The 19,192-nt window shown below is 71.7% G+C and carries 18 protein-coding genes; 7 read left to right on the top strand and 11 right to left on the bottom strand.

What is annotated here, in order from left to right; genetic code table 11:
- Positions 1 to 38: 38 nt before the first annotated feature.
- On the top strand, positions 39 to 866 hold the full coding sequence (locus ABTZ94_RS20030) for a COG4705 family protein (RefSeq protein WP_351202398.1): 828 nt from the start codon (positions 39 to 41) through the stop codon (positions 864 to 866).
- Here ABTZ94_RS20030 and ABTZ94_RS20025 read toward each other — a convergent pair.
- A complete protein-coding gene (locus ABTZ94_RS20025) occupies positions 847 to 2,223 on the bottom strand; it encodes an ATP-binding protein (RefSeq protein ID WP_351202397.1) in 1,377 nt (458 codons plus the stop codon). The genes ABTZ94_RS20030 and ABTZ94_RS20025 overlap by 20 nt on opposite strands.
- Positions 2,224 to 2,276: 53 nt before the next feature.
- The gene (locus ABTZ94_RS20020; RefSeq protein ID WP_351202396.1) at positions 2,277 to 2,954 is read right to left on the bottom strand and encodes a response regulator transcription factor; all 678 of its coding nucleotides are present in this window, start codon (positions 2,952 to 2,954) and stop codon (positions 2,277 to 2,279) included.
- A gap of 144 nt (positions 2,955 to 3,098) precedes the next feature.
- Between ABTZ94_RS20020 and ABTZ94_RS20015 the strand changes: the two genes are divergently transcribed.
- Together ABTZ94_RS20015 and ABTZ94_RS20010 are read left to right on the top strand one after the other, a co-directional pair.
- Complete coding sequence (locus tag ABTZ94_RS20015) at positions 3,099 to 3,788, top strand: response regulator transcription factor (RefSeq protein WP_351202395.1); 690 nt, start codon at positions 3,099 to 3,101, stop codon at positions 3,786 to 3,788.
- Positions 3,789 to 3,813: 25 nt separating this feature from the next.
- Positions 3,814 to 5,154, top strand: coding sequence for a HAMP domain-containing sensor histidine kinase (locus ABTZ94_RS20010; protein ID WP_351202394.1), 1,341 nt, complete (start codon positions 3,814 to 3,816; stop codon positions 5,152 to 5,154).
- Here the strand turns inward: ABTZ94_RS20010 and ABTZ94_RS20005 are convergent.
- From ABTZ94_RS20005 to ABTZ94_RS19990, 4 genes are read right to left on the bottom strand one after another with little or no spacing between them, the layout of a single operon-like run.
- The gene (locus ABTZ94_RS20005; protein ID WP_351202393.1) at positions 5,140 to 7,776 is read right to left on the bottom strand and encodes an FtsX-like permease family protein; all 2,637 of its coding nucleotides are present in this window, start codon (positions 7,774 to 7,776) and stop codon (positions 5,140 to 5,142) included. The genes ABTZ94_RS20010 and ABTZ94_RS20005 overlap by 15 nt on opposite strands.
- Entirely contained in the window at positions 7,773 to 8,498 is a 726-nt protein-coding gene (locus ABTZ94_RS20000) for an ABC transporter ATP-binding protein (protein WP_351202392.1), read from the bottom strand. Before ABTZ94_RS20000 ends, ABTZ94_RS20005 begins: the two co-directional genes overlap by 4 nt.
- Positions 8,495 to 9,196 (bottom strand): ABC transporter ATP-binding protein, encoded by a 702-nt coding sequence (locus tag ABTZ94_RS19995; RefSeq protein WP_351202391.1) that lies wholly within the window; start codon positions 9,194 to 9,196, stop codon positions 8,495 to 8,497. Before ABTZ94_RS19995 ends, ABTZ94_RS20000 begins: the two co-directional genes overlap by 4 nt.
- Entirely contained in the window at positions 9,160 to 9,756 is a 597-nt protein-coding gene (locus ABTZ94_RS19990) for a hypothetical protein (protein WP_351202390.1), read from the bottom strand. Before ABTZ94_RS19990 ends, ABTZ94_RS19995 begins: the two co-directional genes overlap by 37 nt.
- 238 nt (positions 9,757 to 9,994) lie before the next feature.
- Between ABTZ94_RS19990 and ABTZ94_RS19985 the strand changes: the two genes are divergently transcribed.
- A complete protein-coding gene (locus tag ABTZ94_RS19985) occupies positions 9,995 to 10,600 on the top strand; it encodes a Uma2 family endonuclease (protein WP_351202389.1) in 606 nt (201 codons plus the stop codon).
- Positions 10,601 to 10,831: 231 nt separating this feature from the next.
- Here the strand turns inward: ABTZ94_RS19985 and murQ are convergent, their stop codons facing one another.
- Together murQ and ABTZ94_RS19975 are read right to left on the bottom strand one after the other, a co-directional pair.
- The gene (gene murQ / locus ABTZ94_RS19980) at positions 10,832 to 11,797 is read right to left on the bottom strand and encodes an N-acetylmuramic acid 6-phosphate etherase (RefSeq protein WP_351202388.1); all 966 of its coding nucleotides are present in this window, start codon (positions 11,795 to 11,797) and stop codon (positions 10,832 to 10,834) included.
- Between the two features lie 91 nt (positions 11,798 to 11,888).
- Positions 11,889 to 12,806, bottom strand: coding sequence for a MurR/RpiR family transcriptional regulator (locus tag ABTZ94_RS19975; RefSeq protein WP_351202387.1), 918 nt, complete (start codon positions 12,804 to 12,806; stop codon positions 11,889 to 11,891).
- Between the two features lie 159 nt (positions 12,807 to 12,965).
- On the opposite strand from ABTZ94_RS19975, the gene ABTZ94_RS19970 reads away from it, so the two are divergent.
- Together ABTZ94_RS19970 and ABTZ94_RS19965 are read left to right on the top strand one after the other, a co-directional pair.
- Positions 12,966 to 13,334: a DUF8819 family protein gene (locus ABTZ94_RS19970; RefSeq protein WP_093895806.1), complete on the top strand. Its 369-nt coding sequence runs from the start codon at positions 12,966 to 12,968 to the stop codon at positions 13,332 to 13,334.
- Positions 13,331 to 13,606: a DUF4031 domain-containing protein gene (locus ABTZ94_RS19965; RefSeq protein WP_351202386.1), complete on the top strand. Its 276-nt coding sequence runs from the start codon at positions 13,331 to 13,333 to the stop codon at positions 13,604 to 13,606. Before ABTZ94_RS19970 ends, ABTZ94_RS19965 begins: the two co-directional genes overlap by 4 nt.
- Positions 13,607 to 13,707: 101 nt before the next feature.
- On the opposite strand, the gene ABTZ94_RS19960 is transcribed toward ABTZ94_RS19965, so the two are convergent.
- From ABTZ94_RS19960 to ABTZ94_RS19950, 3 genes are all read right to left on the bottom strand, one after another.
- Complete coding sequence (locus tag ABTZ94_RS19960) at positions 13,708 to 14,964, bottom strand: Cmx/CmrA family chloramphenicol efflux MFS transporter (protein ID WP_351202385.1); 1,257 nt, start codon at positions 14,962 to 14,964, stop codon at positions 13,708 to 13,710.
- Positions 14,965 to 15,068: 104 nt separating this feature from the next.
- The gene (locus ABTZ94_RS19955) at positions 15,069 to 15,782 is read right to left on the bottom strand and encodes an HD domain-containing protein (RefSeq protein ID WP_351202384.1); all 714 of its coding nucleotides are present in this window, start codon (positions 15,780 to 15,782) and stop codon (positions 15,069 to 15,071) included.
- A 65-nt stretch (positions 15,783 to 15,847) separates the two neighbouring features.
- The gene (locus ABTZ94_RS19950; protein ID WP_351202383.1) at positions 15,848 to 18,127 is read right to left on the bottom strand and encodes a heavy metal translocating P-type ATPase; all 2,280 of its coding nucleotides are present in this window, start codon (positions 18,125 to 18,127) and stop codon (positions 15,848 to 15,850) included.
- A 250-nt stretch (positions 18,128 to 18,377) separates the two neighbouring features.
- Between ABTZ94_RS19950 and ABTZ94_RS19945 the strand changes: the two genes are divergently transcribed.
- Entirely contained in the window at positions 18,378 to 19,067 is a 690-nt protein-coding gene (locus ABTZ94_RS19945) for a copper homeostasis protein CutC (RefSeq protein WP_351202382.1), read from the top strand.
- Positions 19,068 to 19,192: the final 125 nt, after the last annotated feature.

The raw sequence follows: 19,192 nt of genomic DNA, 5'->3' as shown, positions 1-19,192 counted from the left end.
AGGAAAATTTCAGGGATGCCCTGCCAGCGTGCCGTTCCATGACAACCGACTTGACCGACACGTATGCGTCCGGCACGCGCTCCCGGGCGCGGCAGATGCTGAACAAGGTTCCGGAAGTGACCATCTACTTCTGGGTGATCAAGGTGCTGTGCACCACCGTGGGTGAGACCGCGGCCGATCTGCTCAACGACAACCTGGGCATGGGGCTGACCAACACCTCGTACTTGATGAGTGCGCTGCTGGTCGTCACCCTGGTCTTCCAGTTCCGGGCGCGTAGGTATGTACCCGGCCTGTACTGGCTTTCCGTGGTTCTGATCAGCGTGGTCGGCACGCTGATCAGTGACAACCTGACCGACAACCTCGGCGTTCCGCTCCAGACCACGACCGTGGTGTTCGCGGTGGCGCTCGCCGTCACGTTCTTCGCCTGGTACGCGAGTGAGCGGACGCTGTCCATCCACTCGATCCGGACGACGCGCCGCGAGGCGTTCTACTGGCTGGCGATCCTGTTCACATTCGCTCTGGGTACGTCCGCGGGCGACCTCACGGCGGAGAAGCTGGACCTGGGGTACTGGCTCTCCGCGCTCGTGTTCGCCGCGCTGATCGCGGCGGTGGCCCTCGCACACCGCACGCTGGACTTCAACGCGGTGTGGTCGTTCTGGATCGCGTACGTCCTGACCAGGCCGCTCGGCGCCTCGCTGGGCGACTACCTGTCGCAGCCCACCGCGGACGGCGGGCTGGGACTGGGCACGGTAGGCACCAGCATTCTGTTCCTCGTCGTCATCCTCGGTCTTGTCGTCTTCCTGACCCGGACGCGGCGTGATGTGGCGCAGGACAGGAATGTCGAGGTCAGCCCGCAGGAAGGGTGACGACGAAGCGTGCACCGGGCGCCGCGGTGTCCAGTGCGATGTCGCCGCCCGCTGCCCTGGCGAGTCGCCGGGCCAGGGCCAGACCGAGTCCCGCGCCGTCGTGTCCGTCCTCGGGACGGGCGCGACGGCCGGGTTCGAAGAGCGAGGCGACGAAGTCCTCCGGCACGCCCGGGCCGTCGTCGGACACGTACACCGTGACCTCGCCCGCGCTCGCCTCGCAGGTGAGGGTGACCGAGTGGACTGCGTAGCGGCGGGCGTTGTCCAGAAGCGGCGTCAGGATGCGCTCGGCGACGTCCTTTGAGACGCCGATACTCACGCCGGGTGCGCCGCTGTCCGCTGCGACGGTCACCGGCGGGGCGTCGGGGAACAGGGACGCGTTGCGTTCCGCCAGACGGCGCGCGATGTCAAAGAAGTGGGAGCGGCCGGGGGTCTGCGTATTGCGGGTGCGGACCTCGGAGAGCAGTGAGTCGCAGATCTGCTGCATGGTCGCGGCGGCGCCCGCGATGGCCTCCAGGGAGGTCTCCTGCTGCTCCGTGCTGCGCGGGCGTCCGGTCAGCCACTCGGTCTCGGCGGTAATGCGGGCCAGCGGTGTGCGCAGTTCGTGGGAGAGCTCGGCGGCCTGCTGCTGCTCGTGGCGCAGGACGGCGGCCAGTCGGTCCAGCAGCGCGTCCAGGCTGGTGGCGAACGCGGCGAGTTCGGCGGGTCTGCCCTGCGCACCGAACCGTTCGGGGGCGCCCGCGGCGCTCCACCGGGTGGCCTGCTCGCTCATCGCGGCGACGGGACGCAGGGCCCGTCGTACGACCAGGCGGGTCAGGAGATAGATCGTTGCCAGCAGAAGCACCGCCAGTGCGATCGAACCGATCAGAGCGGTGTCCGCCGTGCTGCGGTACGGGTCGAGACTCACGGAGCTGACGACGGTGCCGACCTGCGTGGGTGTGTGGCCCTGCCGGGCGGGGGCGTCGACGGGGAAGGCGTACAGCCGCCACGACCCGGGGCCCTCGGTGTCGGCGAACGTCTCGCGCCGGCCGGCGAGGCGGGCCGCCTGCGCCTCCAGGCCGGCGGGTGCGGTGGGGGGCTTCTCGACCACCGTGCCGCCCTGGAAGATCCAGACCCCGGCGTCCAGGGCCCGGTCCTCGGTCGGCTCCCGGACGACCAGCCGGCCGTCCGGTCGTACGTCCACCGTCGCCGTCACGGCCTCGGCGCGGGTGCGCAGGACGTCGTCGGCCTGTCCGTGGAGCCGTTTGTCGAGGGCGATGTTGAAGACGGTGGTCAGGACGCCGATCCACAGTGCGCTGGTGGCGAGGGCCATCAGGGCGAGGCGGCCGCGGAGGGTTCGGGGGGTGAGGTGGCGGTTCATCGGTTCATCGGGGCCTCTGGTCGGACGCGGCGGATGTGGTGCCGTTCTGGTCCTCAGTCGAAGCGGTAGCCGATGCCGCGGACGGTGCTGATGCTCTGCGGGCTGTCCGCCTCGCGTAGCTTGCGGCGCAGGCGGGCCAGGTACTGGTCCAGGGTGTTGTCGCTGACCTGCGCCCCCTCCGGCCAGCCCGTCCGCAGCAGGGCCCGTCGGCGCACCACACTCCCGGGGTCCGCCATCAGGCACGCCAGCAGACGGAACTCGGTCGGTGTCAGGGCCACGGGGCGGCCGTGGACCGTCAGCTCGTGCTTTATCGGGTTCAGCCGCATCGCACCCGCGCTGTCGGCGAGGGTGGTGCTGCCGTGGTGGCCGGCCCGGTTCAGGACCGCCCGGACGCGGGCCGCGAGCTCGCTGAGGTGGAAGGGCTTGACCAGGTAGTCGTCGCCGCCGGAGGCGAAACCGGAGAGCCGGTCGGTGAGATTGCCGTGGGCGGTCAGGAAGATCACCGGAACGCTGACCCCGGCCCCGCGCATCGCCTGGCACACGTCACGCCCGTCGGAGTCCGGCAGCCCCACATCGAGGACGACCGCGTGCACCGACTCGTCGACGGTCTTCAGGGCGGTCGCGCCGTCGACGGCGGTCACGACGTCGAAGTCCTCGTCGCGCAGGCCACGGGCCAGGACATCGCGCAGGCCGTGGTCGTCCTCGACGACAAGAATGCGTGCAGCGGTCACCGGGCCAGTATTACCCGACCCGTACCGGGCACCCCAGCGCGTTCAGGTTCTGTTCAGGTGGCGTGCGACACGATCGGGGAGTGGCGGGGGCGGAGCAGCATATGCGGACGAACCGGCGCTGCCCGGTCGCGGTAGTGTGACGGAGTGGCGCGCATCGTGGTCATCGAGGACGACCCGGCGATCGGCAGTCGGCTGGTCGCGACCCTGCGGGTGCTGGGCCACGACAGCCAGTGGTGTCCCGACGGGGCGAGTGCCCTGGCCGGTATCGAGAAGCAGCCCGCCGATCTCCTTCTCGTCGATCTGGGGCTGCCGGACATCGACGGTTTCGAACTCTGCCGCAGGCTCCGGGAGCGGGCGTCGGACGCGGTGCTGGTCGTGCTGACCGCCCGTACCGGGGAAATGGACGTCATCCAGGCCCTGGAGTGCGGCGCCGACGACTACCTGACCAAGCCGTTCCGGCTCGCCGAACTCCAGGCACGGGTCACCGCACATCTGCGGCGGGCGACGCCCCACGCGAACGGCGGTGCGCCTCGGCTGCGGGTCGGAGCGCTGGTGATCGACCGGTCGGCGCGGCGCTGCTCCACCCCGGCCGGCGAGGTGGAGCTCAGGCCCCGCGAATTCGACCTGCTGGTGCGGCTCGTGGTCCACCCGGGGGAGGCCGTGAGCAGGGAGGATCTGATGAGCGACGTGTGGGACGAGAACTGGTTCGGCCCCACCAAGACCCTCGACGTCCATGTGGCCGCCCTCCGTCGCAAGCTCGGTGACCTGGTGCGCATCACGACGTTGCGGCAGTTCGGGTACCGGCTGGAGGACCCCGCCGGGCCCGGGACCTGAGCCCGGTCGTGAGAAAGGTCATGCTGTGCGTAGCCGCATCCTGAGAGCGACAGTTCTCGCTGTGGCGTGCGCGGTGCTGCTCTTCGCGCTGCCGCTCGGTTTCGCGGCGCTGCGGCTCTACCAGCAGGACGAGGAACAGGAGGCGCAGTCGCTGGGCGAACGGGTCGCGCTCAGCCTGCCCGAGCGGATCACCGGTACGGGCGACCCGATCGAGCTGCCGCCTGTCGAGTCCGGTACGGACATCGCGGTGTACGGGCCCGACGCACGCCGCATCCTCGGAACGGGTCCGGACACGGGTGATGCACCGGTACGGGACGCGGAGGCGGGCCGAGTCGTCACCCGCCAGATCGGCGACAGCCTGGTCGCGGCCGTTCCCGTGGGTGGCTCGGAGCAGGTGCGGGCGGTCGTACGGGTAGCCTCACCGGCCTCCCAGCCCTTGCAGCGGGCCGCGCTGACCTGGGCCGGAATGCTGGCGCTCGCGGCGGTCGCGGTGGGCGTGGGCGCCCTGCTCGCCGTACGGTCCAGCAGGCGCCTGGCCCGCCCGCTGGAGGAGCTGGCCGGGGTTGCCCGGGACATGGAGGGCGGCGATCTGACGGCCCGGGCGGCGCCGTCCGGGCTTCCGGAGCCGGACGCGGTCGGCCAGGCACTGGCGCGGGCCACCGCCCGCATCGATGAACTCCTGCGCCGGGAGCGGGCGTTCAGCGCGGACGCCTCGCACCAGCTGCGTACGGCACTGACCGGCGTACGACTGGAGCTGGAGATGTCCCTCGCGGCCGGTCCGGGTGTCGATCCACGCGCGGCCACCCGGTCGGCCCTCGCGCAGCTCGAACGCATGGAGACCACCCTGGACGACCTCCTCGCCCTGGCCCGGGACGTACCCGACCGGGCGCCGCTCGACCTCGCGGCCCTGTTCGCCCGGGCCGAGGAGGACTGGCACGGCCCGCTCGCCGCACAGGGGCGACGACTGGAGATCAGGGTCGACGACGAGCTGCCGCAGGCGCTCGGCTCGCGGCGGGCCGCCCGGCAGATCCTCGACGTGCTGCTCTCCAACGCGGCGACGCACGGCCGGGGGACGGTGACCGTGCATGCGAAGGAGACCGCCGGAGTCGTCGCCGTCGATGTCGAGGACGAAGGAGACGGCATCCCGGAAACAAGTACCGGCGGTGTCTTCGAGCGGCGGGGCGGTGAGTCCGTGCGGCGGGGCGGTGGGGTTCCCGGCAGCCATGGGATCGGGCTTGCGCTGGCCCGATCGCTGGCCGAGGCCGAGGGCGGGAGGCTCTTCGTCTCCCGGCCCCGGCCCCGGCCCCGGTTCACCTGGCTCCTGGCGGCGCCGGTGGAGGGCCGGGAACCCTCACAGCTCCCGTAGTTCGGTCAACGGAGGTCTGCGTGCGTGCCGCGCCGCCGCCCAGGCCGCTGCCGCCAGCGCGGCCACCGTGACAGCGGCCAGCGCGGCGAGATACGCCCAGGGCACCGCCACCTGGTCCGGAGGCGGATCGAAGACCCCGGAGAGCACCTTCACCAGCATCTGCGACAGGGCCCACCCCACCCCCGCACCGGCCGCGCCGCCCGCCACCGCGACCAGCGCGGCCTCGCTCCACACGAACCCGGACAGCTGCCGGCCCCTGGCGCCCAGTACCGAGGCCAGCGCCAGGGTGCGGCGCCGCTCGGCCAGGCCCAGGGCCAGCACGAGACCGCCCGCCGCCGCCCCGATCACCAGGGCGAAGCCCAGCTCCACCCGGGTGAGTCCGGCGAGATCGACCGCGGTCAGACTGGAGCCGACGACGGTCTGCGACGACGGCAGATCCGTGACATGCGCACTCGGCCCGAGCGCCTTCTTCGCCAGGGCCGCGACCTGACGCTGGCCGGTGCCCCCGGTGTCCGCCAGCAGTGTTCCGGCGGCGCCACTGCCCGTCGTACGCGCGATGTACGAGGCGTTGGCGATCAGGAAGCTGTCCTTCGGGGCGGTCGGAAACTCCTTGGCGACACCCTGGAAGTGGAAGGCGATCGTACGCAGTTGGCCGGTCCGCGCGTCGGTCAGGCGCAGCCGCACCTGATCACCGGGGTGCAGCTGGAAGTCGTGCGCGGTCTCCGCGCTGACCAGCAGCCCGTCCGGGCGCCGGCCCAGGCTGTCCATCAGGGACTGTGCGGTGCCGCCGGAGAAGTAGGCGTTCTGGAGCCGCCCCGCGGACACGATGCTCGCGGGCCGTACCCCGTACAGATCCTGCAAGTCGGCGCCCACATAGGCGAACCGGTGCTGGAGCGGCTCCACATGCCGTACGCCCGGCACCGCCGCCAGCTTCGCGGTGTCCGCCGCGGAGAGGGCCGGCTGGGTGACCGTGACATCGGCACCGTTGGTCAACACCGCGTCCACTGCGGCCTGTTGGCGGTACGTGGAGTTGAAGACGCCGGTCGAAACGGCGAACGCGCAGGCCAGTGCCAGCAGCACCACCGAGCGCACCACGGTGCCGCGCTGCCGGGACAGACTGGCGGCGACCGTACCGGACAGAACCCCCGCCGCCGGGCGGAACAGCCGGGCGAGGACCGGCCTGCCGCGGCGCAGCAGCAGATCCACCAGCAGCCAGGCCACCATCGCGCTCCCCGCCCACAACAGGGCGGGACCGGCGAACGCCCAGTAGTCGACCGACAGGGTCGGGGTGCCTTCGGGCGCCAGGACCAGGGCGTAGTTGGTGCCGCTCGTGGCGCGGAAGACGGCCAGCGAACCAGCGAGCAGGCCGAGACCCAGCACCCACCACGCGGCGCGCGGCACCGTGGGCCGCTCCACCGCGGTGCGCCCCGAGACGATCGTGGCCCGACGGGCGTCGTACCGGGCGGGCGCCAGTACGGTCGCCGCCGCGACGAGGGCGCCGACGCCGCACGCGATCAGCATCCAGGACAGCGGAATGCCTGTGCCGTGGAAGGCCGAGCGGTCCACCAGCGTGGCCAGCCCCAGGCCACCGGCCGCGCCGAGCAGGGCGACCACGGCCGCCTCCACGCCCGCCAGACCCATCAGTCGCCCGACGGTCGCACCGCGCGTCCGCAGCAACGCCTGCTCCTTGCGGCGACGGCCCGCACCGGCCTGGGCGACCGCCCAGGTCAGGGCCGCGGCCAGCGCGGCACCGGGCACACCGAGGAAGAGGAAGAGCAGCTGCGCGTACAGGGCGTCGGACCGGGCGGCGTCCAGGACCGAACCGAGGTTGTCGCCGACCAGGCCGGTACCGGCGAGCTGTACCTCCGCGTGGTGCGCGTTGCCGGTGGCCGTGGAGTACGCGGCGGCCGGGTCGGACGGCAGGGAGTGGGTGCGCAGGGTGTGGATCTGCGACTGCACCAGGTCGGGGCGGGCCGAGGCAAGCGGACCGAAGACGGTGTGCCAGGCCTGCTGGGGCATCAGCACTACGTTGTCCGGCGGCGCGGAGGGCTGCGACTGGGGCGGGGCGCCGACCTTCTGGAACAGCGAGTCCGCGAACGGCAGATCGACGACACCGGTCACCTTCACCGGCACGGGCGGCAGCCCACCCGCCCGCTTGATGGTGATGGTGTCGCCGGGGGCCGCGTGCAGATTGGCGGCGGTCTGCTGGGCGAGGAGCACGCCCTGCTCCCGCCCGGCCAGCAGCCGTATCTCGCCCGGGAAGGCCGCGGCGTATCCGGAGGGCAGGCCGAGGACCGAACCCGTGCCGGTGTTCTGCGTCGTTCCGCCGGTGTGCGCGCCCAGGCCGCTGGTCTGCGCGTAGCCGACCGGCAGGGCCGCCCTGGTGCCGGGCAGGCCACGTACGGTGGACAGCACGTTGTGCGCGTCCGCGCCGGTGGCCACCTGCACCTGCCAGTCCACGGACACCGAACGCACCGACTGCGACGTCATGGTGGCGCGGGTCGTGGACAGGAACCCGCCGAGCGCCGCGAGCAGGGCGACGGCGACCATCACACCGAGCGCCGTCCCGATCAGGCGTCCGCCGCGCAGCCGCAACAGGCCCGAGAGCCAGATTCTGATCATCGCAACTCACGTTCCCGGTCGGAGGTGTCGGGCTGTACGAGACGGCCGTCGGCCATGTACCAGCGTTCGTCGAGTGCGCCCGCCACCCGGGCGTCATGGGTGGTGATCAGGACGGCGGCGCCGAGCGAGTCGGCGGCGGACAGCAGCACCGCCAGCACGTGCCGAGCGGTCTCGCGGTCGAGCTGGCCGGTCGGTTCGTCCGCCAGGATCAGCCGCGGTCGGCGGGCCAGCATCCGGGCCACCGCGACGCGTTGGGCCTGACCCGCGGACATTTCGTCGGGGAGTTTGGCGGCGAGCGTTTCGAGATCCAGCTCGGCCAGGGCGGCGGACGCCCGGTCGGCGGCCTCGTCCACTCCGAGGCCGTCGATGAGCAGGGGCAGGGCGACGTTCTCCATGGCGGTGAGCGGCGGCAGCAGGCTGGGTCCCTGGAAGACGACCCCGATGTCCCGGGCCTGCAGGATGTCCGCAGCGCTTCCGGTGTCCGTGGAAAGCCCGGGGTGGCTGACCGTACCGGCCGTGGGCCGGTCGAGGGCCGCCATCAGATGCAGCAGGGTCGACTTGCCGGAGCCGGAGGGGCCGACCACGGCGATCCGCGCACCGGCGGGGACCTCACAGTTCGCCCCGTGCACGGCGACGACTGCGTTCGGTCCCGAGCCGTACGTACGGGCCGCGTCCACGCAGGCGACGAGGGGTTTCCCGGTGGTGGGGCCGACATCGGTCATCGGACCCACCTCCCGTCTCGCAGCCGGAGCACCCGGTCCGCGACGGCGGCCACCGCCCGTGAGTGGGTGACCAGCACCATCGCCGTTCCCGCACGCGCGCGTTCGCGCAGCAGCGCGAGAACGCGGCGCTCCGTCTCCCCGTCGACCTCGCCGGTCAACTCGTCGGCCAGCAGAACGGCCGGGTTGTTGGCCAGCGCGACGGCCAGCCCGGCGCGGGCGGCCTCCCCGCCCGAAAGCTGCCGGGGCAGCGCACCCGCACGAGGGGCGATGCCGACGTCCCGGAGCAGCTCGCGCACGCCGGAGCGGTCCGCACTGCCCGAAAGGCCCTGCACCAGCCGGATGTTGTCGCGGACCGTGAGGTGTTCCAGCAGGTTGCCGGACTGGAACAGCACCCCGATGTACCTGGCACGGAGCCGGCTGCGCAGGTGTTCCTGCTGGTGGGAGAGGCGTTCACCGGCGACGTGGACGGTGCCGCCGTCGGGCTCGTCGAGCCCGGCGAGACAGCTCAGCAGTGTGGTCTTCCCGGAACCGGAAGGGCCGGTCACCGCGACGATCTCACCCTTTTCGACCTGGAGCCCCACGCCCTGGAGCGCGAACGTCTCCTCCTCGCCCGCGCGGAAGAACCGGTACAGGGAGTCGGCGGTGAGCCGGGGCGCGGTCATCACGCCCACCGGAAGGAATCCGTCACGATGTGCCACGGATCAACGTTGTCGGCGCCCACCGCGCCGGACAGGGTCAGCACGACCTGGTTGCCGTTCTTCCAGAACGTGTACCGCTGCACGTCCTGGCGCACGCTCTTGCCGGTCACCTGGTCGGGCGCCGAGTCGGCCCGGTAGGTGGCCAGCACGGCGGTGCCGCCGGAGCGCTTCACGGTGCTGACCTTCCCCACCGTGACGTTCTTGGCGCTGCGTCGAACCGCCGGCAGATCGACCGAGCGGACCGACTGGACCGTGGGGGCCTTGTTGACCGAACTCCGGTCGATCCGGACGCTGTTGAACTTGTCGCTGAACACCGTGGCCTTGCCCGCCTGCTGGCGGGCCCACCCCTCGGGAACCTTCACCGTGTAGCCGCCGCCGGGCGGCGACCATGCGACGTACACCTGGTTGTCGGGGATGTCACCGGCCGGATTCACCTCCTTCGGGGGCGCGGCCGTGGTGGAGGACGACGAGGAGCCGGACGAACCGGTAGAGGAGGAACAGGCTGCGGCACCGGTGATGACCACAAGGCCGGTCACCACGGCTGACAAGGTACGACGCATGGGGAACACCTCTGCGCGAGCGAAGGAGCCGACCGGAATGCCGCCTCCACTCCGACGCTAGAAACCCACCGGCCAGCGCCGTGGGCGTCGAGGGTTAGCGGGGGGTTAACGCCGACGGGAAAACGGCGGAGGGTCGGTGCGCACGTCACACGATCGTGGGACGCTGGTGGAAGCGGTGAACTGCCGCAGAACCGTCGATCTACGCTCCTTTGTCAGGCCACAGGAGAAGGGACCCGCGATGACCGCCGCGATGGTCGAGAACGACCAGGCCTCTGAGGGCCGCCCGTGGGACTACCTGCTGCAGACATGGCGTGAACTGGACGTGCCCGAGGGGTGGCGCGCCGAGATCGACGAAGGGCAGATCGTCTTGGTACCTCCGCCTCATGCGCATCACAACGGCATTGCCGCCAAAGTGCAGCGCAGGCTTTACGGAAATCTGCCCGAAGAGCTGGAGATCTACCAGACTCTCGGTGTTCACGTCGCCGCTCTGGACAAGCTCTACGTACCCGACCTGGTGGTCATGCCGGCTGAGCTGATCGACACCGCCGACCCGGACTCCAGCGATCCGATGGACGCCTCCGAGGCCCTGCTCATCGTCGAGATCACGTCGAGGGCAAACGCCCGGGAGGACCGCACGAAGAAGTACCGCGCCTATGCGCGCGCGGGTGTGCCGATGTATCTGCTGATCGACCGGTTCGACACGCGTGGTGCGATGGCCACGCTGTTCACGGAGCCGAACGAGGACGGGACGTACAAGCACTCCGATCCGGTGCCGTTCGGGAAGCCGCTCACGTTGCCGGAGCCCTTCGGTACGACGCTCCTCACGGAGGAATTCCCAGTCTGAGAAGGCACGGAACGGCAGGGAAAAGGGCGGCACCCAGCCACTGGGTGCCGCCCCCGTCCGGGTGGCCTGGTCAGACCACGGCAGGTTCCTTTGCCGGACTGTCCGGGCCGGTCGTCGGGGACGTCGGGCCGCCCGTTGCTGCGACCGTGGAGTTCGCCGGTTCCTGCGACACGTTGGAATCACGGTGCGTGGTGCCTCGCTGTGCGGGAGTGCTGAGGTGGAGCCGATGGGTCAGGTGCTGCGCGGGGCAGCGGCGAGGGCGGCGCGGAGGTGGCCGTCGGACACGGTCAGGAGGTCCTCGGCGGTGGGGCCGTCGACCTGGCCGAGGATGGTGAGGATGGCGTTCTTCACCTCGCCGTCGGTCGCGGCGAGGGCGGCCTCGATCTCCTTGTCGGACGCGTCCGTGGCGAGCGAGACGATCCGGCGGGAACGGGCGCGCAGCTTCTCGTTGGAGGCGCGGACGTCGACCATCAGGTTTCCGTACGTCTTGCCGAGCCTGATCATCGTGATCGTCGAGAGCATGTTGAGGACGAGCTTCTGTGCCGTACCCGCCTTGAGCCGGGTGGACCCGGTGAGCAGCTCGGGGCCGACGACGACCTCGATGCCGTGCTCGGCCGCGGCGCCCAGTGCGGAGCCCGCGTTGCAGGAAAGACCGATGGTCAGCGCGCCCTTGGTACGGGCGTGTTCGACGGCGCCGATCGCGTACGGCGTACGGCCGGAGGCGGAGATGCCGACCACCGTGTCATCGGCGGTGAGGTCCAGGGCGTCCAGGTCGGCGGCGGCCAGCTCCTTGCTGTCCTCTGCGCCTTCGACGGCCTTCATGATCGCGGACGGGCCGCCCGCGATCAGACCGATGACCTCGGAGGGGTCGGTGTTGAAGGTGGGCGGGCACTCACTTGCGTCCAGCACGCCGAGCCGGCCCGCGGTGCCCGCGCCCGCGTAGATCAGCCGGCCGCCGCGGGCCATGCGCTGCGCGGTGCCGTCGATCGCGGCAGCGATCTCGGGCAGCCGGGCGTCGACGGCCGCCGGGACGGACTGGTCCTCGCCGTTCATGATCCGGGCAATCTCGAGCGTGTCCAGGCGGTCGATCTCGGCGAGCTCGGGACGGAACGCCTCGGTGGTGAGCGTTTCGAGCTGGGCGCGCAGTTCCCCGTATTCGCCGGGGTTGGTGGTGTCGGCGCCGGTGGTGGAGGTCATGAAGAGCGGCTCTGCTTTCTCGGTCTCGTACGGTTCAGCGGGCGCGAATGCGGGTGCGCGTGCGGGTGGTGAGAGTTGGCTCGGTCAAGGGTCAGCGCGGGCGCGGGGTGTGGCGGTGGGCCAGCGCCTCGTAGGAGGCGGCGAGCGCCGGTGCGGCCGTTTCGTACGTGCGCTGCGCGACGCCTATGAACAGGCAGTCGACGACGAGCAGTTGGCTCGTACGGCTCGACATGGCCGCTGGCCGCAGCTCGCTCTCCCGGGCGGTGGACGTGGTCAGCACGTGGTCGGCGTACTGCGTCACGGGGCCGTCGGGGCGGCCGGTGATCGCGATCGTCGTCGCACCGTGGTCGAAGGCGACCCGCAGTGGCTCGATGACATCGACGGTGGAGCCGGAGTGCGTGATCGCGATGGCCACATCGCCGGAGCGGAGCTGCACGGCGTTGGTCACCGCGAGGTGCGGGTCCGTGTGGGAGTGCGCGATCAGGCCGATGCGGGCCAGCTTCTGCGCCAGGTCCTGGCCGACGAGGGAGGAGGCGCCCACGCCGTAGATGTCGATGCGCCGGGCGGTGGCGGCGGCGGCCACCGCGGCGCCGAGCTGGACGGTGTCGAGCCCGGCGGCCGTGTCGGCGAGGGTCTGCTGCTCGTCGTAGGCGAGCTTGGCGACCACATCGGCGATCGGGTCGTCGACCGCTATGTCGGCGGTGACGGAGGGAGCCCGGCCCGACTGCTGGTGCGCGGCGAGGCCGGCGAGGGCCAGGCGCAGATCGCGATAGCCGGGGTAGCCGAGGAGGCGGGCCGTGCGGACCACGGTCGCCTCGCTGGTGCCGGTGAGCTCGGCGAGACCGGTGACCGTGAGGGCGGCGCAGCCGGCGGGGTCACCGGCGACGGCCTCGGCGACGCGCTGCATGGAGCGGGTCATGGACGGCGCGAGCGTGCGCACCTTGGCCGCGAGAGCCGCCGGGGCGGGCGGCGAATCAGCGCTGAAACTTTCCTTCAGATCATTGGTCACCTTTGAAAGATATTTTCAACCGGGTTGCCCGTCAAGCCCCCCTTTGGTCCCTGTCTCTGACACCACTTCCGACAGCACTTCCGGCGACACCGCCGACAGCGCGGAAACGGCAAAGGCGGGCGCGCGAAGCGGGTTCGCGGGCAGGGTGACAATGGGCCCATGGAGATGAACCCCCTGGAACAGGCGTTGCACACGGCCCGCGCGCTGGTCATGGCCGATCTCGCCGCAGGTGACGTTGCCGAGGCCGGGATCGTCTCGCTGGTCGAGGACGCGGTGACCCACCGCCGCTGGTGGGTCGAGCAGTGGCCCGACGGTGCCTCGTTCGTCGTCGGCCTCGTGGCTCAGGACGTGCAGGACGCCCTGCTCGAACGGTACGGGCGGTGGCCGCTCTGCCCGGTCTGCGACGCGGGCGACCCGCACGCCCTGGACGTCGAACCGGAACTGGGCCCGGACCCGCACTGGGTGTGCACCAAGGCCGCCGTGGCCGTCGCACCGGTCGGTTCGCTGAGCGGGATACTGCGGCGGTGACGGTCTATATCGACCCGCCCGACTGGCCGGGCCACGGGCGACTCTGGTCGCATCTGGTCAGCGATGTGTCCTTCGAGGAGCTGCACGCCTTCGCGGCATCCATCGGCTGCCCGCCACGCGCGTTCGAGCGGGATCACTACGACGTACCGGAATCGTGGTACGAGGAAGCGGTACGGGCCGGGGCGAAGCAGGTCGGCTCGAAGGAACTCGTCCGCCGCCTCACCGAGGCCGGGCTGCGGCGGCCCAAGGGACGTCCGGCACCCGTCCGCTGACGGCCCGCGCCCCGTCAGCCCCGGCCCGGGCCCGCCGTTCGGAGCGTCCGGACCGGCGGGCGCGGGCGCGAAGGTACCCGCCTCCGTGGGCGCCCTCGTGGTCAGACGGCGGAGCTACCCGCCTCCGCGGACACCCCCGACGCCTTGCCGGACACTTCCGAAGACACCCCTGCCGACGCCGCGGCGGGCGCCCCGGTCACCCGTCGCGACCTGCCCCCGCCCTGCAGCCGCAGGGAGAGCACCACGGCCGCCAGCGCCAGCACCATCATCGCCGCACCCGCCCACGCGGTCGCCGCGAAACCGAAGTCCGCGTCGATCACCGTGCCGCCCAGCCAGGGGCCGCCCGTGTTACCCAGGTTGAACGCGGCCGTCGTCGTCGCACCGGCCAGCGTCGGAGCGGCGCCCGCGACGTTGAACATCCGGGCGTTCAGCGCCGGGGCCGTGTAGAACGCCGACAGTCCGAGCAGGAACGAGAGCCCGACCGCGGCGACCTGGTTCGAGGCGAACAGCGCCAGCGCGACCAGGAAGACCGTCGAGGCCGCGATACCGCTCATCAGCACCCCGAAGAGATGCGCGTCCGCGACCCGGCCGCCGATCGTCGTACCGACCAGCGCACCGACCCCGAACAGCGCGAGCACCGTCGGCACCCAGCCCGAGTCCAGCCCGGCGACATCCGTCAGCAGCGGGGCCAGATAACTGAACGCGCAGAAGACACCGCCCGCCGCGAGCGCCGTGACCACGATCGACAGCCACACCTGCCGGTCCCGGTAGATGCTCATCTCCCGCTTGAGCCGCGGCTTCTGCTCCGGCAGCGGAATGCGCGGAATCAGCGTCGCCACCCCGACCAGCGCCACGGCGGACGCCGCACCCACCGCCCAGAACGCCGACCGCCATCCGAGGTTCTCACCGAGAAAGGCGCCCAGGGGCACGCCCAGCACATTGGCGATCGACAGACCGCCGATCATCACGGCCATCGCACGGGCCCGCGCGTTCACCGGCACCATCGCGATGGCGACCGCCGCCCCCACCGCCCAGAACCCGGCGCAGGCGAAAGCGCTCACGACACGGGACGCGAAGAGCACCTCGTACGTCGGAGCCAGCGCACCCGCGACCTGGCCGAGGCCGAAGACGGAGATCAGGGCGATCAGTGTGGTGCGGCGCGGCAGCCGGAGCGTGGCCACGGCCAGCAGCGGGGCGCCGATCACCATGCCGATCGCGAAGGCGGATATGAGAAGTCCGGCCCGCGGGATGGACACGTTCATGTCGTCGGCGATGGGCGGCAACAGCCCGGAGAGCATGAACTCACTGGTGCCCAGGGCAAAGACCGAGAGACCCAGAATGTATACGGCTAGTGGCATGCGTGAGCGGCGAGCGGCAGAGTCGGGCATGACAGCTGCCAACAGCGACCACGGGCGTTACATTCCCGCTGCCGACGACTTCCGGCCACCGTCCCACCGCACGCTCAGTGGCTCAGCAGCTCCAGCTCGGTCAACAGGTTCTGCCGCGCCCGCGGTTCCCACTGGTCCACTCCGTGCGGCGTACGGAACAGTCGCGGCAGTCCGAGCAGCTGACGCAGCACCGTCGCCCGCCCTTCGCGGAACGCGTCGTCGGGCACGAAGCCGTACTCCTCCCGCACCTGCGCCGCGTACGCCGCGTACTCCTTCGGGGGCGCCGCCAGGATCGCGAGATCCGCATCGCACAGCACCTCGCCGTTGGTGTCGCCGTCCGCCGGATCGTGGGTGACGGTGAGCCGGACGAGCCGGGCCACCTCGGCCGTGACCTCGGCCGGTACGCCTGCCTCCGGCAGGGCGCGTTCGGCGAGGGCGGCGCTGCGTTCCTCGTTCTCGGACCGGTCGGGCCGGTAGACCGCGTCGTGGAACCAGGCGGCGAGGCGTACGGCATCCGCATCGGCCGTGAATGCGGCGAGCGTGTCGATGCGATCGAGCACCGCGACCAGGTGCGCGGTGGTGTGGTACCGCCGCTGCGGTTCGGCCCAGCGCGCCAGGAGATTGTCGGCGTACGGCAACGGATCGGGGGCCGGTGCGCCGCCCCGGACAGCGACGAGCGCCTCCTGCCATCGATCACGCAGAGAGGCGCCCGCACTGCCCGTGCCATGAACTCCACCCGCCTCGCGGGCGGCCCCGGAGGCACTGCTTTTGCGTGAGCTGTCGGTCATGGGACGACCTTAAGACCGACCGGCCCCCCGCCCCGCCGAATTCACCGGCCCCGGACGCCACCGTGCTACGCCGCCTTGAACCCCCGCAGCCGCAGCGAGTTGCCGACCACGAAGACCGACGAGAACGCCATCGCCGCGCCCGCGATCATCGGGTTGAGCAGTCCGGCCGCGGCGAGCGGCAGGGCTGCCACGTTGTAGGCGAAGGCCCAGAACAGGTTCGTACGGATGGTGCCCAGCGTCTTGCGGGAGAGCCGGATGGCGTCCGCCGCGGCCCGCAGGTCCCCGCGCACCAGCGTCAGGTCGCCGGCCTCGATCGCGGCGTCCGTGCCCGTACCCATCGCCAGGCCCAGGTCGGCCTGGGCGAGGGCGGCCGCGTCGTTGACGCCGTCGCCGACCATGGCGACCGAACGGCCCTCGGCCTGGAGGCCCTTGACGACGTCGACCTTGTCCTCCGGCATGACCTCCGCGTACACCTTCTCGATCCCGACCTCGGCCGCGACCGCCTCGGCGACCGCCCGGTTGTCGCCGGTCAGCAGGATCGGGGTCAGGCCGAGGGCCCGCAGCCGCTCGATGGCCTCCGCGCTGGTGTCCTTCACCGCGTCGGCGACTTCGAGGACCGCCCGTGCCTCGCCGTCCCAGGCGACCGCGATGGCCGTCCGGCCGGCGGCCTCGGCCGCGGCCTTCTGCCGGGCCAGCTCCACCGGCAGGTGTATCTCCCACTCGGCGAGCAGCTGCTCACGGCCGACGAGGACGGCGTGGCCCTCGACGACGCCCTGGACACCGAGGCCGGGGACGTTGGCGAAGTCCTCGGGGGTGGGCAGGGCGGCACCGGTGCGCTCTGCGGCCCCGGCGGCGACGGCCTGGGCGATGGGGTGCTCGGAGGAGTGCTCCAGGGCGCCCGCGAGCCGCAGCACATCGCCCTCGTCCGTACCGTCCGCCGTGTGCACGTCCAGCAGGGTCATCCGGCCGGTGGTGACCGTGCCGGTCTTGTCGAGGACGATCGTGTCGACGCGGCGGGTGGTCTCCAGGACCTCCGGGCCCTTGATCAGGATGCCGAGCTGGGCGCCGCGTCCCGTACCGACCATGAGGGCGGTCGGAGTGGCGAGGCCCAGGGCGCAGGGGCAGGCGATGATCAGTACGGCGACGGCGGCGGTGAACGCGGCGGTCAGGCCCGCGCCGTTGCCGAGCCAGAAGCCGAGCGTGCCGAGCGCGAGGGCGATGACGACGGGGACGAAGACGGCGGAGATCCGGTCCGCGAGGCGCTGGGCGGCGGCCTTGCCGTTCTGCGCGTCCTCGACGAGCCTGGCCATCCGGGCCAGCTGGGTGTCGGCGCCGATCCGGGTGGCCTCGACGACGAGCCGGCCGCCCGCGTTGAGCGTGGCCCCGGTGACCGGGTCGCCGACGCCGACCTCCACGGGTACGGACTCACCGGTGAGCATCGACGCGTCCACGGCCGATGCACCCTCCACGACGGTGCCGTCGGTGGCGATCTTCTCGCCGGGGCGGACCAGGAACCGGTCCCCGACCTGGAGCTCGGCGGTCGGCACGGTCACCTCACGGCCGCCGCGCAGCACGGTCACCTCCTTGGCCCCGAGTTCGAGGAGCGCCTTGAGGGCCGCACCGGCCTTGCGCTTGGAGCGGGCCTCGAAGTAGCGCCCGGCCAGGATGAAGGCGGTGACTCCGGCGGCGGCCTCCAGGTAGATGTTCCCGGCGCCGTCGCTGCGGCCGATGGTCAGCTCGAAGGGGTGCGTCATGCCGGTCATCCCGGCGGTGCCGAAGAACAGCGCCCACAGCGACCACAGGAACGCGGCCGAGGTGCCGACCGAGATCAGCGTGTCCATCGTCGCCGCGCCGTGCCTGGCGTTGGTCCAGGCGGCGCGGTGGAAGGGCCAGGCGGCGTACGTGACGACGGGGGCCGTCAGGGACAGCGAGAGCCACTGCCAGTAGTCGAACTGGAGCGCAGGGACCATCGACATGGCGATCACCGGCACGGCGAGCACGACGGCGGTGAGCAGCCGCTGCCGCAGGGGCCGCAGCTCGTCGGCCTCCGCGGCCTCGGGGGCGCCGTCCTCGGCACGTATCGGGGGTGCGGGCTCGTGCGCGGTGTAGCCGGTCTTCTCGACGGTGGCGATCAGGTCCTGTACGGAGATGTCCTCGCCCCGGTAGCTGACCTTGGCCTTCTCGGTGGCGTAATTGACGGTGGCCTCGACGCCGTCCATCCGGTTGAGCTTCTTCTCGATACGGGCCGCGCAGGAGGCGCAGGTCATGCCGCCGATCGCGAGCTCGACCTCTGCGGTGGTGCCGGCCGCTGTGCCGGTGCCGGTTGTGGCGGTGTGCGCGGACACGATGTCCTCCCTGGCGGAGACGGTTCATACCCCTAGGGGGTATGCGTTGCAGGTTCAGGTATACCCCCCACCCCTATCAAACGCAAGGGTGGATATGCCGCCGGGGTCCGGAGTGTGCGCGTTCGGTCGCCGGAAGTGCGTCCGGCCTCACGTATCTTCACGTCACGTGGAGGCTGCGCCCTCGGCCCACCGCCCCGTAGGCTGGTCATTGGACTAGACCTATTGCCGCTTCCTGGAGGATTGGGATCCCATGAGCAACCGTGCAGTCCTGGAGGTGATCGCTCTCGACGCGGAGGACGCGGTCGCTGCCCAGGCGGGTGGTGCAGACCGGCTTGAGCTGGTCACCGACATGGCGGCGGACGGCCTGACCCCGTCCCGTGCGACCTTCGCGGAGATCCGGGCCGCGGTGGACATTCCGCTGCGAGTGATGCTCAGGCCGGCGGACGGCTTCGCGGCCGGCGACATCGATGTACTCGTGGCCACCGCGCGCGAGCTGCGGGCGGAGGGTGCCGAGGAATTCGTCCTGGGCTTCCTCGACGCCGAGGGCCGCCCGGACCTGGTCGCCGTCGAACGCCTCGTCGCCGAGCTGGACGGCTGCCGCTGGACCTTCCACCGCGCGATCGACCGGGCCGTCGACCGGGACGCCCTGCGCAAGCGGCTGGCGGACATGCCCGGCCTGGACACGTACCTCACGGCGGGCTCGCCGAAGGGCGTCGACGACGGCATCCCGACGCTGCTGGTCGAGGCGGCGCGCAAGGGCGAGCCCGGGTACGAGCCGCAGATCCTGGTGGGCGGCGGGCTCCGCCTGGACCACCTGCCGGAGCTGCTGTCCGCGGGCATCGACGCCGTACACATCGGCGGTGCGGCACGCCCGGCCGGCTGGGCGGGTCCGGTGGACGTGGCGGCGGTACGGGAGTGGCGGGCGGTGCTTGACGCGTAGCGGGGCGGGTTGAGGTGGTGCGGGCGGGGTGGGGTGGGGCGGGTCGCCTGCGGCGGGCCTGTTCCCCTACCCGCCCCTTCCCGTAACCGGGGGCTCTGCCCCCGGACACCCGCGCCTCAAACGCC

Origin of the sequence: Streptomyces sp. NPDC002785, from assembly GCF_040295565.1 — a bacterium.
Taxonomy (GTDB): domain Bacteria; phylum Actinomycetota; class Actinomycetes; order Streptomycetales; family Streptomycetaceae; genus Streptomyces.
The sequence above is the reverse complement of the archived record's forward strand: the minus strand, read 5'-3'. Positions and strand labels throughout refer to the sequence as shown.

Excerpts from the sequence above, each read along its gene's own strand:
- ABTZ94_RS19960 (WP_351202385.1), bottom strand. The coding sequence starts at position 14,964 with ATGCCACTAGCCGTATACATTCTGGGTCTCTCGGTCTTTGCCCTGGGC.
- ABTZ94_RS19945 (WP_351202382.1), top strand. The coding sequence starts at position 18,378 with ATGAGCAACCGTGCAGTCCTGGAGGTGATCGCTCTCGACGCGGAGGAC.
- ABTZ94_RS20030 (WP_351202398.1), top strand. The coding sequence starts at position 39 with ATGACAACCGACTTGACCGACACGTATGCGTCCGGCACGCGCTCCCGG.
- murQ (WP_351202388.1), bottom strand. The coding sequence starts at position 11,797 with ATGACCTCCACCACCGGCGCCGACACCACCAACCCCGGCGAATACGGG.
- ABTZ94_RS19955 (WP_351202384.1), bottom strand. The coding sequence starts at position 15,782 with ATGACCGACAGCTCACGCAAAAGCAGTGCCTCCGGGGCCGCCCGCGAG.
- ABTZ94_RS19985 (WP_351202389.1), top strand. The coding sequence starts at position 9,995 with ATGACCGCCGCGATGGTCGAGAACGACCAGGCCTCTGAGGGCCGCCCG.
- ABTZ94_RS19970 (WP_093895806.1), top strand. The coding sequence starts at position 12,966 with ATGGAGATGAACCCCCTGGAACAGGCGTTGCACACGGCCCGCGCGCTG.
- ABTZ94_RS20005 (WP_351202393.1), bottom strand. The coding sequence starts at position 7,776 with ATGATCAGAATCTGGCTCTCGGGCCTGTTGCGGCTGCGCGGCGGACGC.
- ABTZ94_RS20025 (WP_351202397.1), bottom strand. The coding sequence starts at position 2,223 with ATGAACCGCCACCTCACCCCCCGAACCCTCCGCGGCCGCCTCGCCCTG.
- ABTZ94_RS19990 (WP_351202390.1), bottom strand. The coding sequence starts at position 9,756 with ATGCGTCGTACCTTGTCAGCCGTGGTGACCGGCCTTGTGGTCATCACC.
- ABTZ94_RS20000 (WP_351202392.1), bottom strand. The coding sequence starts at position 8,498 with ATGACCGATGTCGGCCCCACCACCGGGAAACCCCTCGTCGCCTGCGTG.